The sequence below is a fragment of the Flavobacterium aciduliphilum genome, from assembly GCF_003268855.1.
Classification (GTDB): Bacteria; Bacteroidota; Bacteroidia; order Flavobacteriales; family Flavobacteriaceae; genus Flavobacterium; species Flavobacterium aciduliphilum.
Window position 1 is genome coordinate 11,369 of the sequence record NZ_QLSZ01000001.1, and the last position, 17,456, is coordinate 28,824.

Genomic DNA, 17,456 nt, shown 5'->3' on the forward strand with positions numbered 1-17,456 from the left:
TGATATTTTCTGAGGTAAATTCCCCGTAGTTCCGGTTACAAAAGTTGGATATACCGCTACAGCAGTAGCAGTGTCATCAGTAACGGCTGTATTGGTTGCAGTGGTTGCTGTTGATGCATTTCCTACTAAATTACCTGTAATAGTTTCTGCTGAAAAATTTCCTGAAGCATCTCTCAGAACAATAGTGCCTGGCGTTTTCACTGCTGTGGCTGTAGTAGCTGAATTGGCCACTTTTCCTGATGTACTAATAGTGGCTAATTTGGTATCCGCTATAGCAGCTATTGATGAGATTTTACTATTGTCGATAGCTCCTGCTGCCACTAAAGGAGATGCAGCTGTTCCGCTTAAATCTCCAGCCAATTGTATTTTTCCTTTTATAGTTGAAGTCGCATCTGGTGTAACGTTACTGGTAATTTGTGTGCCCACATAAGATTCTACTGCACTTACACTTGGGTACTTTGTAGTAGAACCTGTATCAGTTGTGACGTTGGATGATAAATTACTGGTAGATTGAGCTCCTAAATTAGTTAAAGCTCCAGAGGATGTCGTAGCTCCTGTACCTCCGTTAACTATAGCAACTGTTCCGGTTACATTACCTGCAGTGGTGGCTGTAGCAGCATTCCCTCCAATACTTAAATCAGCTGCTGTTCCTGTAATATTCGTTCCAACTAATGTGGTGGGTGTCCCTAAGTTTGGGGTAACCAGTGTTGGTGAATTTGACAATACAACACTGCCTGTCCCTGTTGATGTAGTTGTTCCTGTACCTCCATTAGAAACACCTAGTGTTCCTGAAAAACCAGAAGCCGTAACATTAGTAAGTCCTGAACCATTTCCGCTAATATTAGTTGCAGTTATACTACCTGCCGAAAAATTTCCTGAAGCATCTCTTAAAACAATTGTACTAGGAGTATTGGTCGAAGTTGCTGTAGTCGCACTGTTCGCTACTTTTCCAACTGCACTAATAGTAGCTAATTTGGTATCCGATATAGAAGCACTGTCACTGATGTCAGCATCTACAATTGTTCCATCTAATATCTTAGCAGAAGTTACAGAATTATCAGCTAGTTTAGTAGTAGTTATTCCTGAATCATTTATACTTACAACTCCTGAGGTCACATCAATAGGGGCAGTTCCCGTAACAGTAGCATTTGAACCAGCAGGTCCTGTTGCTCCTTTAATATTTGTTATGATACTATAGGTATCTGCTGTTTTTAAATAAACATCATTTGTTGTCGTATTCAAATAATAATCCCCATTTGAACCTAAAGCATCTGAAGGTATACCAGCACCACTATTCCAAGTGGCTCCATTAGTTCCAGCAACTCCTTTTAATGAGTCTAAAAACTGCGATATCGTACCTGAATTTCCTTGTGAGAGCCATATTTGATAAGTATTTTGTCCATCGGCTCCAGTCGCACCTGGTTGACCTTGTGCTCCAGCAGGTCCTACTAGTGAAGTTCCTGTAGGTGGCCAAACTCCAGCAGCTTTAGGCCCATAAATAACATTATTAGTCGTATCAATGAAAAAATCACCATTTGTCCCTGAGTTATTATCGGGTGTACCTGCACCAGAAACTAAAGAATGACTCTGATCAGCCCCCCCTATTCGCACCCAATGGCCTGTTGTAATATCGAAATTTCCATCGGGATTGAAAAAATAATAAAAACCAGGCGTTACTGCTACCACATCACCTTGCCCCGAAGGAGTGTTTCCAGTAGCGGTATTGTACACAATCATCCCATCAAAAGCGTTGGGAAACATGATACCATCTAGGGCATCTGTTTTAAATTCCCATGCCGTCAAATCGGTACGTGGAAAAACTAATCCTTTCCCTAACGAATTGGCGTCGTTAAAATTTGTAGACGCATCAATAAATGCATTCTCACCAGAAATTGCATTTTGAGGAACTTGATTAGTATTAACCTGAGCTTTAAGCGATACCGAATAGAATGCGGCTAATACAAAAAGGGTAATTATTACTTTTTTATTCATAATTAAATTAATAAAATTAGAATTTGTTATGGTCTTCCACTATATAATCTCCAAGAAGTTCCGTCTGAAATAAACCATGAAACTCCTGAAGCAGACGCTATTTGAGTTAGCGCTTCATTAGCATAAATCCCTGTGTCACCACCTGTAGTATTTGTAATAATACGTGCAGAACCAGATCTGTTGTTGATACCAATTAGACGATTTGGATTAGCAGAAGCTGATGGAAAAACTATATTACCTGTATGTGTTGATTGCAAAAGAATTACCACGTCATCAGCTTGCCATGTTATGGAACTTGCAACTGGATGCACTCTTGGGGGTTTTGCATATAACAATCCTTGTGTTTGAAAACTACCACCTACAATTGTTGTACCTGTACCAGAAAAGGTAAGGTTGTTGACCCCTTGATCGATAGTTGTATTTGAACTTAATGTACCTCCTAATTTGACATCACTTCCTGAAGCAGTAAGTCCGTTGGAAGCTGTAGTAGATGTAGCAGATCCAGATGCACTCACTACATAAGGCGACGCTACAGTACCCGCACCTGTAATGGTGATATTTGTACCCGCAGTAGTGACACCTCCTACTCCATTAGCTCCTGCAGGTCCTTGAGGTCCTGTAGCTCCAGTTAAACCTTGAATTCCTTGTGGTCCTGTGGCTCCTGTAGCTCCCGTGGCACCCGTGGCTCCTCGTAACGAAGCTAAAAATTGGGCTTGGGTTCCTGTATTCCCTGCATTCAACCATATTTGATAGGAACTTAATCCATCAGCACCTGTAGCTCCAGTCGCTCCTTGAGGTCCTGTAGCCCCCACACCTGATGCCGTCCATATTGGAGAGGAAGGTGTACCAGTATTTGTTTGTAACTCATTGGCCGTAGTATTAAATATCATCAAACCTTTGGCTGGTAATGTGATGGCATCGCGTTGCGACGCTGTTAATCTTGGCAATAATAAACCTTTAGAGGTACTGTATACCTCCAAAGCCGCAGAATCATTGGGGGTTGTTGTTCCAACGCCTACTTGTGCATAGCCTGCCCCTGCCATTAAACACAAAGAGGCTATTAAGAATTTATAAATATTTTTTTTCATGATGTTAATTTTTATTAATCAATTTTATTGTAGTTTGAGAACCATTGGCTAACTTCACTTTAGCAATATATACCGACTGAGGGTAATGGAACGGTGTATGCAACAAACTGCTGTTATCGCCCATACGCTCAATGATTTTTCGACCTGTAATATCAAAAACAGTAAGCTCAGTAATGGTGTCATTAGCTTGAACCATTAAATCCTCATTTTTGATTACCGCATTAACTTGAGTCGCTTCAAACGATGGGTTTTGTAACGAAGCATCATGATACACAACCTCAAAACGGTTATTCAATGCTGTAGACGCTGTAGTAAAAGTATACGGTCCATTAGCTAAGTTGTAATATACATTTTGGTCAAGGTCGTGCAAAAAGATGGTGACATTATTGGTCGTAAAAATACCCTCTGCATCAGACAAACTAATCGTAAAGCTTTCAGAATTGGTAGTCGATTTAGACACCCCCAAAGGCACCACATCGGTGTCAAAAAAGGAAGGTCGGGCATTGATTGCTAATTTGCGTCCATCAGTAGGGAAAATCGAATACAATTGCGCCGTACTAACTGAATTGCGTCCAGCATCATACATGCGGTCATAACCTAGAGTAGCTTCTGGGTAGTAACCAATCAAAATTTGACTGTATACACCATTGGCGCCGGTCATGTTCAATTTAAACCGGTCATAAGTCCCCGTTACCATCGCACTGTTTTTAAAGAAGTTGTTGTTATTTCCTGTTAAACGCATACAATTGGTAAAGGTTACGGAACCACTATTAGTCAACGATTTCACCTCAAAACCTTGTCCTGAAGCAATTTTACCCATAAACGTACCTGCAATGTTATTTGGAATTACTACCCCCGCACGTGTGTAGGCAATATAATCAGCTTGTGAATAATTTGGACCTGGTGGAGTGGCTGAAGTCCATATATATACCACGCCATCGACACTCGTGTTTTCTACTAAAAATTTATCAGCATCTAAGGCACAAGGATACGGATTGGCCAATAGTACGTGACTGGTTCCACCATTTGGAAACGTTGGGTTATTCGTTATAGGCACTGTCACATCCCCGTTATTCGAGACCCCAGTCAACTTCACATTTATATAATCAGTGTTGGTAGTATTGGTAAAGGGCGCTTGGTTTTTGATACGAGTAATAAATCCTTTACCTGTTTCAACAGCGGTTAGCGGTTGCCAACCTCCACCAGAACCAGATACATATTTATATTTCATGTCAAAAGCACTCGACTGGTTACTGGTACTCGCTTGTGCCCCATCTAACTGTGCAAAAAAATCACCCGATATGGGAGTTCCCCAATAAATATAGTCATACCGACGCATTACCGAACGGGTGCGTTTAGTCAATTCTATACTAGGAGCTCCTACTCCATTAGCATGTTGTACTACACTGGCTTCGCTAGACATAATGATTTTTCCAGTTCCCGATACGTCATACATGATGTCTGCATATTGGTTGTCATCGAGCGTGACATCAGCATTAAGCGTAAGGCTGTTACACGAAAATGACCCTGCATGATAGGGAGCACTAATAATAGCTGCATCGCTCAAACTAGGCGTTCCTCCTATCCAACTGCTTCCATTCCAAGTTTTGGTTTGACCCGAAAAGGCAACCAAAGGATTACACGATGTAGGCCCTTTACTACCTAAAGAAATGGCTTGATACAAGCTTAAATTCACGGCACTTGAAGAGTGAATAGATCCTGAATCGATTGTACTCGTTCCTCCTAAAATTGAAGTAGCATCGACTACAGAAGGAATCTCTACCCATTTGTTACCATCATATCCTACGATGGTTAAATTATTTAAACTACTCACTAACGTGGACAATGCACTTGAAGTGCGCCACGTTAACGTTAAAGCAGCATTAACTCCATTTACATCCCAATATTCTGTATACGATACATTATAAATGCCAGTATCCATTTCAGAACTCAAATTGTGAGCATTAGAATGATAATAAGCCGCTGCTACACCTGCATTGGTAGACGGTGTGATTTGTATAGGCGCATATATCCCTGATTGCCCCACGGGCATCAAAAAAGCACTCGTGCCTAGAGTACTCCCATATCCGTCTAAATAATGGCTGTCTGAAGCCCCACTTGTGGAAACTCCAGCAGCAAAGATCACAATTCCATGTGTACTGGGAGTTCGAGTCGTTTGGGTTTGTCCTCCTGCGCCAAAGGCAAAATTGCCCGATTCCACATAGAGACTGCTGTTGTTACTTACATACAAAATATCATTATTTTGCACTTGTGCTTGTAACATACTGCAGAAACCCATAAAAACCACAACGAACAACCTTTGAATTGAAATTGATTTTTTCTTGGTTTGCATTGTAATTGTTTTCAAATTATCAAATTTTATTTTAATGTTAATACGCAATCTGTTTGTAACAGAGAAAAAAGCGACATCCTCTTAACAGGACAAACCATAGTAAATCTTATTCTCTTTTTAACCGATACCCATAGCAAAGTGCCGATGCCAATAAAAAAGGCACACACATATCTATAGGTGCAGAGGGAGGGGGGGGTGCTGGCCCATCTTGCTCATCCGCAGGTGGTGGGGCTGGTCCATCTTGCTCATCCGCAGGTGGTGGGGCTGGTCCATCACCCTGCGCATAGACTTGAGGGACACATAATGTAACTAGAGTCGTAATCGCTAGAGTTAAAAAAAACTTTTTTTTCATATATATGTATATATAATTTAGGGATGCACAAGTTTTAAATAGAGAAAAACACTCTTCACTAGGGTGGCATATAGCTACATAGTGTATAGTGATTTTTTTGATATTTAATTATGAAGCAATACTTCATCACACCTTACCATATTAAAAACGGGTGCAATTTAGAGTAGCAATTTTTTTTAAGTGTGCCACATTTTTAGCTAGTGTGCCACATTTTGATTTTATTTTTAAAAATATTGAATATATTTTACTTTTTTTGCCTTGAAAAGTATATTCACATGAGTATAGAGGCTAAAAAATTGAACATAATAGGTTTGATTAGGGGGTAGTTTCGGGGTTTAATGGGTTTATGAGTTTAAAAGTTTATCAAGTACAAAATACAACCTACTAGGTGTTCTAACCCAAGTGAAACGCCTTGAAATAAAAACTATTAAAACTATGATTCTATGTGGTTGATTTAGGTTTAAGGTATCGTTTGTCATGCTGACGCAGGAAGCATCGCATTGGAGGGATTAGGTGGTGGGGATTAGGTTTTAGGGGGTGGGTGTTGTGTTTAAAAGTTTTAATTTTCTTTTGATAATAATTATTAATTCCTTGGCCTCTTCTTTTTCGTGGAGTGTTAATTGAAACCGTATCGTTTTTGTTTGTGTTTTTACGAAAAAAAATAAGAATACTTCTTATATCTAATCATAAGGACTCCTAATATGAATGATAGTACAGATAATAGGACTTGAAAATCAAAAATTTTACTGTTGTATAGTAAACCTATGCAAAGTATCATTCCTAAAAAAAATATTACATTATATTTATACCCTCTTTTTTTTTCAATATAAATTTCTGCTATATCAATTATTGGGAGTTCTACTATAATTGTACTATGGTCAATAAAAAATATATCGTTAAGAATAGATGCAAAATCACATTTATAATTTTCATTTTCTACAAGATACGAAAGCAAAGTGTATCGATTTTTCATAAATACTATAATTTGAATAACAAAATTATTTGTTGAGATTTTAAAAACTGTGCCATATTTTTAGCAAATGTGCCACATTTTGATTTTATTTCAATCCTTTGATGATTTTTTAAGTTCTGTATGGTTATTTCCTCATGGAAGTGTTCCTAATATTCTGAACTTCCTCCATACTATTATGAGTCCTTTACCTAATATCCTGAGCTTGCTTGATAATATCCTGAACCCTTTTCATAATATCCCGAGACTACTTCATAATATTATGAACCGAATTAAATGTAAAAGAAGCATTATACTAAAGGGATTAGGGGGTAGATTGAGGTTTTAGGGGGTATCTTTTGGGGATTAATGAGTTTAAAAGTTTATCAAGTACAAAATACGAAGTAGAATATTCTAAAGTACTAAGGTTGAAGTGATCAGTGATTAGTTGTGAGTAATCAGTTCATTAAGTAGAAAATACAAAGCACGAAATATAAAGTTCTAAGTTTAAAGTTAACCGTTGAAATCAAAGCACTGGGTATTCTATCCCAAGTGAAACGCCTTGAAATAAAAACTATTAAAACTATGATTCTATGTGGTTGATTTAGGTTTAAGGTATTGTTTGTCATGCTGATGCAGGAAGCATCGCACTAAAGAGATTAGGTGGTAGGTTTGTTGTTTATGAAACTGATTTTTTGTTAATTTATTGTTAAAAAAAAGGTAGACTAAAAATAAAATCAAAATACGGCACACTTGCATAAAATGTGGCACACTTATAAAAAAAAACAGCTTCTACATTTGCCCAACTTAAGGATGAAATAGTAGGTTGGTAATTTCATTATAAGTAAAAAAGTTGAGTTAAGTAAATATTCTAGAGGCATTCAGCCTCAAAGTGCCTTATATATGTAGACATATTAGAATGTCTCTGGAATATTGAAATTTTAGTTAATCTTTATGTAAAAAAAACAAAATTCAAGGGCACCTTTTTCCACACGACACATTGCAAATTTATAAGGTGTCCTTTTGAATATCGAAATTTTGAAAAATGAATATTGCATTATGAAATTTTAAACAGACTTATTATATTAGTTCATATTGTCCTGCTTGGAATACTTTGTTTTTTGCTCGTGGCTGTTTTACAAAATGGGTCATTCTCTACTCTCAATTTCTTAGTCAAAGTACTCGTTGGTGGTATCATACTTCTTATTCTTTTTTTAGTGCTTGAGTTTTATCATTTCAATAAAAAATCATGATTCAATTAACTAAAGAAGATTTGCGCTACAACGACTACCTATGGACACCGTATAGTTATTATCACCCTTGAGTTAATGGTATCCTTGATCATACTGAACTGAATACTCAAGAAGGCTATGAATTACTTTTTTTATAAACAAAATTAGTACTCAATGGGGGTTTAGCTGTATCGAAAAATGTTATAAAATGGAACAACTCATTCACGACCATCTGCCTCAAAAAAAACAAACTCGTGAAACCCTTCTTTTGTGGGTTTTGTCCAATTGGAATCGATTTTGATAAAATCTTGTAAAGTATAATAAATGGGCACTACTATTTTTAAAAAATTAATCTAACTTTTTGCATTTAACAATAATACTATGGTCATGAACAAAATAAAACTAGAACATTTACTATTATTTGTCATCCTTTTTTTATGGTTTTTTTTATGTGACAGTTTTATTCAAATTATCATATTCTATATGGAAGACATTTCTTACAGTAAAAAGAACATGGCCTATTCTTTATTAGCAAGCATAGAAACACCCCTATTATTAACTACTTGTGTTTATACTTTTTCAACATTAGTATGGGTTTCTGAAAAAATGAGGTTTCTTATTTGTAGTTTAATAAAACTAATTATTACTTTTTCATTCTTCAAAAACATTCCAAATACTTTTACCCAATTAGCACTAATAGTCTTTTTGAGTATTCTAGAACTGTTAATTGCATCTTTTCTATATGATAATATTAAATCTATGGATGAAAATGACGAATAATTATAGTTCTTTTAACTCGTATAAACTCGTGTGACTTTTTCTATGCCATCAATTTTTTTGATATTATCAATTAATTTTTTCAAAATACTGTTGTTTTGAACCACTACAGTAAGTTGCCCATTAAATATTCCTGCATCTCCATTTAAAGAAATGCTTTGAATGTTTACGTGCATTTGATTGGAAATAACTTTAGTTAACTCATTGGTTAAGCCCAATGCATCCATTCCTGTAATTTTTAATATCGCTCTAAATTCTTGTTGAGACGAATCGATCCACTTGGCTTGCATGATGCGATAGGCATAATTGGATTGTAATAAAATGGCGTTGGGACAATCTTTTTTATGCACTTTTATCCCTTCATTGATGGTTACAAATCCAAAAACATCATCTCCTGGAATGGGGTTACAACACGAAGACAATTTGTAATCCAATTGGTCTTGCTCTTTTCCAAAAACTAACAAGTCATAATTGCTGGTGAGTTCTGGTTTATTGATATCTTCTGGAGCAGCATTGGGCACACGTTTAATTTTACTTTTGAAGAAATTAATCAACGTATTATTTTTCTGTGCGGCATAATCTTTTAACTGCTGGTTTTCAATAGCACCTATTCCCACTCTATAAAACAAATCTAAGCTGGTTTTTAGCTTGAAAAAAACCACTAATTCGTTGATGACTTGTTCGTTTAACGTGATTTTTAAATGCTTCAATTTTCGCAAGAGCAATTCCTTTCCTTCCTCCGCTATTTTTTTAGTATCCTCATTGAGTACATTTTTAATCTTTGTTTTGGCTCTCGAAGTTGTCACATAGTCCAACCAATTGATGGTAGGCTTTTGATTGGGAGAGGTAATAATTTCGACCTGATCGCCACTTTTCAACTCATGATTGAGCTGCACCAGCTTTCCATTAACACGAGTTCCTCTGGTTTTTACGCCTAATTCGGAGTGAATGCTAAAAGCAAAATCTAGTGTGGTCGCACCTTTGGGTAACGATTTGATTTCGCCTTTTGGTGTGAAAACAAAGATCTCTTTGGCATACAAATTCATCTTAAAATCTTCGACAAAATCAACGGCATTGGTTTCTGAATTTTCCAGTGCTTCTCGAAGTAAGTTAAGCCAAATGTCTAAACCATTCTCTTCAGTAGCCCCTTGTTTGTACTTGTAATGTGCTGCATACCCTTTTTCGGCAATTTCATCCATGCGCTCACTTCGAATTTGGATTTCAACCCATCGCCCTTTCGGTCCCATAACCGTCACGTGAAGGGCTTCATAACCCGTCGATTTGGGTGACGAAATCCAATCTCGTAAACGACTCGGACTGGGTCTATAATGATCTGTCACCATCGAATAAATCTTCCACGCCAAAAACTTTTCATCGTGTGGACTCGATTTATAGATGATGCGTAACGCAAATTTATCGTATACTTCGTCAAAACTCACATTTTGCGTGAGCATTTTTCTTCTTATAGAATAAATGGATTTTGGACGACCTTTGATTGTATAGGCAATAGACTCATCATCTAAGGATTTTTTTAGCACATCAGAAACCAATTTTATATAGGCATCTTGTTCTTCTTTGGTTTCCTTGATTCGGCTTACAATATCATTATAAATAGCAGATTCTGTATACTTTAACCCTAAATCTTCTAGTTTGGTCTTAATGTTATACAACCCTAACCTATGAGCTAAAGGAGCATAAATATACAACGTTTCCGAAGCTATTTTTACTTGTTTGTACTCAGGCATCGAATCCATGGTTTGCATATTATGCAATCGATCAGCAATTTTAATCAAGATCACACGAACATCATCATTCAAAGTTAGCAACATTTTCCGAAAGTTTTCGGCTTGCATGGAGATGTTCATATCCTTTTTTACTTGCGAAATTTTAGTCAATCCTTCCACCAATTGGGCAATTTTAGGATTAAACATACTTTCCAAATCTTGCAAAGTAACCGGTGTATCTTCAACAACATCATGAAGCAATGCTGCAGCAATACCCGTGGCCCCCAAGCCAATTTCTGAAGCTACAATTTTAGCCACACCTATCGGATGAAAAATATAAGCTTCTCCGCTTTTTCTTCGTTGTTCTTTGTGTGCATCAACCGCCACATCAAAGGCTTTACGAATGAGCTTTTTGTCCTCAGGAGACAAGGTTTGATAACTGATGCGTAGCAGCTCTTTATATTCTTTGGCTATGGCTTTTTTTTCTTCTTCTAAATCGATCTCTTTCATAGTTTGTGCTTGAATAGCCTAAAAATACAACTATTTTTCAGATTGACAAAAAAAAATCCAAATTCCTATTTTAAACGGAACTTGGATTTCTTTATTTTAAGTGCTCATGGGGTACTAGTCTTTTACTTTCCTGAAATCTAAATCTTGAAAATCATAACTAAAATCGGTTAAAGGAGAAATAGCTTCCATCGTGATTCTATTCACGGTACCGTTGGGAGCATATTCCATTTTCACAAAAGCATCAGCATGAAAACTTGCGTGATCCCATTGCACTGCAAAAGTGGCATCTTTGTAAAAATGAAGCGTGCCACAAAGCCTAGGTGAACGTACCGAAGCCAGACGATAGACGCCTTTCTTTTGACTAATTACAATAGCTCCAAACCAATTATCTGTGTAGGTTCCGCATATTTTGGTATGTTCTTGCGTTCCTTTTTTCGACTCATTTTCTTTTACTTTTGCCCAAACTTCATCAGTTATTTTATCCGCTTGGTCTTCTTTTTGTTTACGATCTTCGCTCAAAAGCGCTACATGATCTTTGTAGGGAAGTCCCAAATAGCTGTCTTTAATGGTATTGGAAATGGCTGTAAAAGCAGCCCCCGATTGCTGATTGGTTAATACAATAATACCGAGTTGTAAAGCGGGAATCATAATTGTTTGTGTTACGATTCCATCCAAACCTCCTGTGTGAGACACTTGTAAATGACCATTAATATCAGTCAATTGCCATCCCAATCCATAGGCTTTAAAATTACAGGTGTAGGTTTTAAACCCATTATTAGGCAATATCGTTTGGGGTGTCCACATCTCTTTATGTACTTTTTCTGAGAATAAAGATTCTGTTCCATATTTCCCTTTATTTAGTTGCGTAAGTACCCATTGACTTAGGTCATTCGTACTGGTGTAAATTCCTGCAGCGGCATCAAAAATTGGATTCGTATACCGTTGAATCACCTCGAGTTTTCCCTGAGTAGGCACATGAGGCGCAATACAATTAGACGTATCTTTCAATCTTTTAAAAGAAGCCGCACTATGCGTCATGCCAATCGGTTTCATAATTCTTGATTCAATAAAATCACACCACGACATCCCCGAAACACGCGCGATAACTTCCCCTGCAATCACATACAGTAAATTGTCGTAATCATACTTAGTACGAAATGCTGAAACGGGTTTTAAAAAATGAATGTTAGCAATAATATCTTTAGGTGTAAAATCGTGTCCATCAGGCCAAATCATTAAATCGCCTGCTCCTAAACCCAATCCGCTACGATGAGTAAGTAAATCTCTTATCGTAAACTCTTGGGTAACATAGTCGTTATACATTTTGAATTCGGGTATGTAGGTAATGACTTTATCATCCCATTGCAGTTTTTTTTCATCGACTAGCATGCCTAGTGCAGCAGCGGTAAACGCCTTACTATTTGACGCAATACCAAATAACGTATTGCCATCCACTTTCTGCTGAGTCTTGATGTTCAACACACCATAGCCTTTAGACAGAACCACTTTACCATCTTTGATAATAGCAACGGCTATTCCAGGGACGTTAAAGGTTTTCATGGTTTGATTCACCACCGCATCAACTTGATCTTCTTTAATTTGTGAGAATACTCCACAAGAGACCAAAATCATAACTGTTAAAAAGAATTGTTTTTGCATTATTTATACGTTTTAAAATCCGCGTTGTCGTTTTGCTTCAAATATCAAAATGGCTGTAGCTACAGAAACATTCATGGAATCAATCACACCTTGCATGGGAATAATGATGTTTTTGGTTGCATGCTCACGCCAAATGGATGTCAGCCCTGTAGCTTCGGTCCCAACCACCAAAGCCGTTGGCACGCGATAATCTACTTCATGATAAGAATTAGAATTTTGAAGCGTCGCACTAAAAATCGAAATATCTTTTGATTTAAGAAATTGTATCGCCTCGAGCGAGGTTGCAACCGCCATTTGATTGGTAAACAAACACCCCACACTTGAACGAATCGTATTCGAATTGAATAAATCAGTTTTAGAATCGGCAATGATTACGGCATCCACTCGAGCTGCATCGCAAGACCGTAGAATGGCGCCCAAATTACCTGGTTTTTCTAAGGATTCTAACACTACTATTAATGGATTATCCGGAAGCTTTAACAAATTCAAATCCAGTGATTTCATTGTCGCTATTGCAAGTATTCCTTCGGTAGATTCTCTGTAGGCTAGTTTGTGATATACTTCTTTAGTAATAACAATCTGTTCTTCAGAATTCATGCTATAAAAATCCAATTCAGCTTCAGAAATGAGCTCAGGTACAAACAAGACCGTCTTTAAGTGGTATCCCCCTTTGATAGCCAAGGCAATTTCACGTTTGCCTTCAATAACAAAAGTTTGGGTTTGCTTTCGAACTTTTGATTTTTCTTGTAACTGCACCAACGCTTTTACTAATGCATTTTGTATGGAAGTAATTTGTTTCAAACGGAATGTTTTTTTGGCGAATTTACAGAGTTTTTTATAATATACAATTGCTATTCTCGTTTACTATAAAATAATTATGTAAATTTCGAACGTTTTTAAACAGATTGTGAAAAGGTACCAAATCCATACATACAACCCACAAAAAAAAGCAGCTTGGGATACTTTTGTGAGTACGTCTAAGAATGCTACATTCCTTTTTTATCGGGATTATATGGACTATCATAAAGATCGTTTTGAGGATTTTTCACTTATGATATACGACAACACTACTTTGGTTGCTCTTATTCCTGCAAACCGAGTTCGAGAAGTAGTTTATTCGCACCAAGGACTCAGTTATGGAGGAATTTTGTTACAAGATACCATACGATTGCTAGACTATGTATCCCTATTCAAAGAGGTAATGTTGTTTTTTGAACAGGAACAAATTCGCATGTTTCAAATCAAATTACTTCCCCGTATTTATCATAAATTGCTTTCTGATGAAATTGAGTATGTTGCTTTTTTAATGAAAGCTTCGTTATGGCGGAGTGATGTGTACCTTACCCTAGACGGTCGACAAGATTACAATCCTAATCGCAATAGAAAAAGAACTTTAAAAGTGGCTTCAGCAATGGCGATTGACGTGCGTGAAGATGACAACTACGACGGATTTTGGAATCACATACTCATTCCCAATTTACAAGAGCGTTTTGGTGTTGATCCAGTTCATACGGCAACTGAAATCAAACAGTTGGCCACTCATTTTCCAGAACATATCAAACTTTTTAATGCCTATCAAAACGACAAACTCAAAGCGGGTGTCGTTCTTTTTATTTCCGATAACGTAGCGCATTTTCAATACAGCTCTGGAGGAACTGATCGCAAGGATACTGCAGCTCTCGATATTCTTTTTGATGCGGTTATAAAAAAATATCACACAAAGAATTATGTGAGTTTTGGTAGTTCGTCCGAGAATAATGGCAAAACCCTCAATGAAGGTTTGGCGTATTGGAAAGAAAGTTTTGGGGCACAAACAACCGTGCAACAGTTTATAGAATTTGATGTCACCCACCATCATCAATTAGATGCTTTACTCTCATGATAAAATTCCTTGATTTACAAAAAACCAATGCTCCATATCAAGAAGCCTATCAGAAGCAACTGCAAAAGATTCTTGACAAAGGTTGGTTTGTATTGGGTAGAGAAGTAGAACAATTTGAAAAGGGGTTTGCCTCTTATTGCGGCACCTCGTTTTGTATAGGTGTAGGCAACGGACTGGATGCTTTAGTTTTAATTTTAAAAGGATACAAACAGCTTGGAAAGTTGCAACAGGGAGACGAAATCATTGTTCCTGCCAATACGTATATCGCTACAATACTAGCGGTTTTAGAAACAGGCTTAGTACCGGTTTTAGTAGAACCTAACCTCGAAACATACAATCTAAATCCTGAGTGGATTGAGGAAAAAATCACTTCAAAAACGAAAGCAATCATGCCAGTTCATTTGTATGGGCAATTGGCAGATATGGAATCCATAAACAATCTTGCCGCTGCTTACAATTTATTGGTTATTGAAGACGCTGCACAAGCCCATGGTGCCATATTAAAAACTAAAAAAGCAGGAAATTTATCTCATGCTGCTGCCTTTAGCTTTTATCCAGGAAAAAACCTTGGTGCTTTGGGTGATGCAGGTGCTGTCACCACCAATGACGAAGCCTTGGCAACAGTGATTTATGCGTTGCGAAATTATGGTTCGGAAAAAAAATACCATAACCAATATATCGGCGTGAACTCGAGATTGGACGAATTGCAAGCCGCTTTCCTGAATGTAAAACTCCCACATTTAGATGCCGAAAATGAATACCGAAGACAAATTGCTTCACGGTATTTGTCTGAAATCAAAAATGAAAAAATAACTCTTCCCTATTGGGATGCAACTAAAAATCATGTCTTTCATTTATTTGTCATTCGGACAAAAAACAGAGTAGACTTGCAAACTTATCTTTTAGAAAAAGGTATTGAGACCCTCATCCACTACCCTATTCCTCCTCATAAACAAGATGCTTTACTCCCTTGGAAATCGCTTTCTTTTCCCATTACCGAGCGAATTCACGAAGAAGTTTTGAGTTTGCCTATGAGTCCTGTTATGACTACTGATGAGGTAAGTTACATTGTTAAAATGTTAAATAACTACTAGATGAATATTTTAAAAAAAATAAAAGTTTTTTGTTTTGTAACGCTTCGAATAAGTAAGTATAAATTACTTTCTGATTGCAAACAAGTTATCGGAAAGACAAAATGTTATCATCCGTTATTGACTACTGGTGAAGGGAAAATTTATTTTGGAAAAAACGTTCAAATTGGAGTAATTTCCTCTCAATATTATTATTCAAATTATACTTATTTAGAAGCTAGATATCCATCAAGTGAAATCGTAATCGGTAATGATGTAGTAATCAACAATAAGTTTACGGCAGTTGCATTTTCTAAAATAACGATAGAAGACAAGGTACTGATAGGGTTGAATTGCAGTATAATGGATAATGATGGTCACGATCTTCATCCAGACAAAAGAACTTCAAATGACGTAGTAAGTTCAGAAATTTACATAGGAGAAAACGTATTCATTTCTGACAATGTAACCATTTTGAAAGGAGTAAGAATTGGTAAAAACTCCGTTATTGGAAATGGATCGATTGTGACCCGATCAATTCCCGACAATGTAATTGCAGCAGGGGTTCCTGCTAGAATAATAAAAAGTATCCTATGATTCAGAAAATAAAAAATAATCCATTAATAAAAGTACTGTCGATTAATTCTATTTCAGTTGCAGTAAGTTTTGTATTAGGACTATTTTCATCAAAAGTAATTTCAGTTTTTTTGGGTACTTCTGGTATGGCTTTGATAGGAAGTTTTAGAAACTTTACGTCAATGCTAAAGTCGATAGCTACACTAGGAATTAGCAACTCCGTTGTAAAACTTTTTGTAGAACACAAAGAAGATGAAGAAAAACTCGCTTCAATATACGCAACTTTTTTCGGGTTGTTTTTGATTATTTCCTTGGCACTAGGAACATTATTATTACTTTTTGCTGATCCCATTTCTACTTTTATTTTTTTCAAAAACTCGTATAGTATTCCGATACAGTTTTTCGGATTATCCTTACCCTTGGTAGTAATGAATGTCTTTTGGACGGCTATTTACAATGCATTTGAACAATTCAAATTTATTGTTATAATTCAAATAATTTCTAATATTTTATTATTTGCAATTACTGCCTATTTAATTTGGAAAGAAAATCTGTTTGGAGGTTTACTTTCTGTTGCTATTGGAGATGTTATCTCATTTATTATTACTTATATTTTTATCAAGAATAGTTTTGGATATTTTAAATTTTCTATCCAAAAAATGGCAGTTGGAAAATATTTTAATGTGCTAAAAAAATTTTCCATAATGGCATTTCTGAGTGCTGTTTTGGTTCCTATTACCTTAATTTTGATTAGAAATAAAATAACAGCACTCTATTCTACCGAAGAAGCTGGAATTTGGGAAGGAATTAATAGACTTTCAGGATTTTATATGATGTTTTTTAATACCGGTTTAACATTATATTATGCCCCAAAATTAGCTTCATTAACTACGGATAATGAATTCAGAAACGAATTAAAAGAATATTTCAAACATTTAGTCCCAATTTTTATAGTAGTACTTTTAATTGTTTTTTTCTTTAAAGGATTCATAGTGGAACTTGCCTTTACCAAAGAATTTAATAAAATTAAGAACATTTTAGTTTGGCAGTTATTGGGTGATTTATTTAGATTTTTTTCACTTGCTTTTGGCTTTCAAATAGTAATGAAATCGATGATGAAAAGATATTTTATTGTTGAAATTGTTTTTAACACTACCTTTTTATTACTATCGTTTCTTTTGCTACCAAACTATGCAACTCTTGGAGTTCTTCAAGCGTATTTTTTATCTAGTTTTGGTACATTTTTGATTATGATTTATATGTTTAGAAAAGTACTAATAAAGATGTAATTT

General features: G+C 36.2%; 11 protein-coding genes. 5 read left to right on the forward strand and 6 right to left on the reverse strand.

The annotated features are described in order from the left end of the window. From CLV55_RS00050 to CLV55_RS00060, 3 genes are all read right to left on the reverse strand, one after another. Window positions 1-1,992 (reverse strand): beta strand repeat-containing protein (locus CLV55_RS00050; protein WP_394338215.1); only part of this gene is annotated, 1,992 nt, incomplete at its 3' end. A gap of 26 nt (window positions 1,993-2,018) precedes the next feature. Further along, window positions 2,019-3,080, reverse strand: a complete 1,062-nt coding sequence (locus CLV55_RS00055; RefSeq protein ID WP_146739509.1) for a hypothetical protein — start codon at window positions 3,078-3,080, stop codon at window positions 2,019-2,021. Window positions 3,081-3,084: 4 nt separating this feature from the next. Beyond that, entirely contained in the window at window positions 3,085-5,448 is a 2,364-nt protein-coding gene (locus CLV55_RS00060) for a hypothetical protein (protein WP_146739510.1), read from the reverse strand. Between the two features lie 3,001 nt (window positions 5,449-8,449). On the opposite strand from CLV55_RS00060, the gene CLV55_RS00075 reads away from it, so the two are divergent. Further along, window positions 8,450-8,746, forward strand: a complete 297-nt coding sequence (locus CLV55_RS00075; protein WP_146739511.1) for a hypothetical protein — start codon at window positions 8,450-8,452, stop codon at window positions 8,744-8,746. 11 nt (window positions 8,747-8,757) lie between these two features. On the opposite strand, the gene CLV55_RS00080 is transcribed toward CLV55_RS00075, so the two are convergent. The 3 genes from CLV55_RS00080 to CLV55_RS00090 all read right to left on the reverse strand — a co-directional run bounded on the left by CLV55_RS00080 (window position 8,758) and on the right by CLV55_RS00090 (window position 13,437). Beyond that, window positions 8,758-10,977 (reverse strand): RelA/SpoT family protein, encoded by a 2,220-nt coding sequence (locus CLV55_RS00080; RefSeq protein WP_112111706.1) that lies wholly within the window; start codon window positions 10,975-10,977, stop codon window positions 8,758-8,760. 114 nt (window positions 10,978-11,091) lie between these two features. Further along, window positions 11,092-12,636, reverse strand: coding sequence for a serine hydrolase (locus CLV55_RS00085; RefSeq protein WP_112111707.1), 1,545 nt, complete (start codon window positions 12,634-12,636; stop codon window positions 11,092-11,094). Window positions 12,637-12,648: 12 nt separating this feature from the next. Beyond that, window positions 12,649-13,437 carry a TrmH family RNA methyltransferase gene (locus CLV55_RS00090; protein WP_112111708.1) on the reverse strand — a complete coding sequence of 263 codons (789 nt, stop codon included), beginning with the start codon at window positions 13,435-13,437 and terminating at the stop codon, window positions 12,649-12,651. Between the two features lie 106 nt (window positions 13,438-13,543). On the opposite strand from CLV55_RS00090, the gene CLV55_RS00095 reads away from it, so the two are divergent. From CLV55_RS00095 to CLV55_RS00110, 4 genes are read left to right on the forward strand one after another with little or no spacing between them, the layout of a single operon-like run. After that, window positions 13,544-14,518 (forward strand): GNAT family N-acetyltransferase, encoded by a 975-nt coding sequence (locus CLV55_RS00095; protein ID WP_146739512.1) that lies wholly within the window; start codon window positions 13,544-13,546, stop codon window positions 14,516-14,518. Further along, the gene (locus tag CLV55_RS00100; protein WP_112111710.1) at window positions 14,515-15,612 is read left to right on the forward strand and encodes a DegT/DnrJ/EryC1/StrS family aminotransferase; all 1,098 of its coding nucleotides are present in this window, start codon (window positions 14,515-14,517) and stop codon (window positions 15,610-15,612) included. The genes CLV55_RS00095 and CLV55_RS00100 overlap by 4 nt, the downstream gene beginning before the upstream one ends. Then, entirely contained in the window at window positions 15,613-16,185 is a 573-nt protein-coding gene (locus CLV55_RS00105) for an acyltransferase (protein ID WP_112111711.1), read from the forward strand. It abuts the gene before it with no gap. Further along, window positions 16,182-17,453 carry an O-antigen translocase gene (locus CLV55_RS00110; protein ID WP_112111712.1) on the forward strand — a complete coding sequence of 424 codons (1,272 nt, stop codon included), beginning with the start codon at window positions 16,182-16,184 and terminating at the stop codon, window positions 17,451-17,453. The genes CLV55_RS00105 and CLV55_RS00110 overlap by 4 nt, the downstream gene beginning before the upstream one ends. Window positions 17,454-17,456 lie beyond the last annotated feature (3 nt).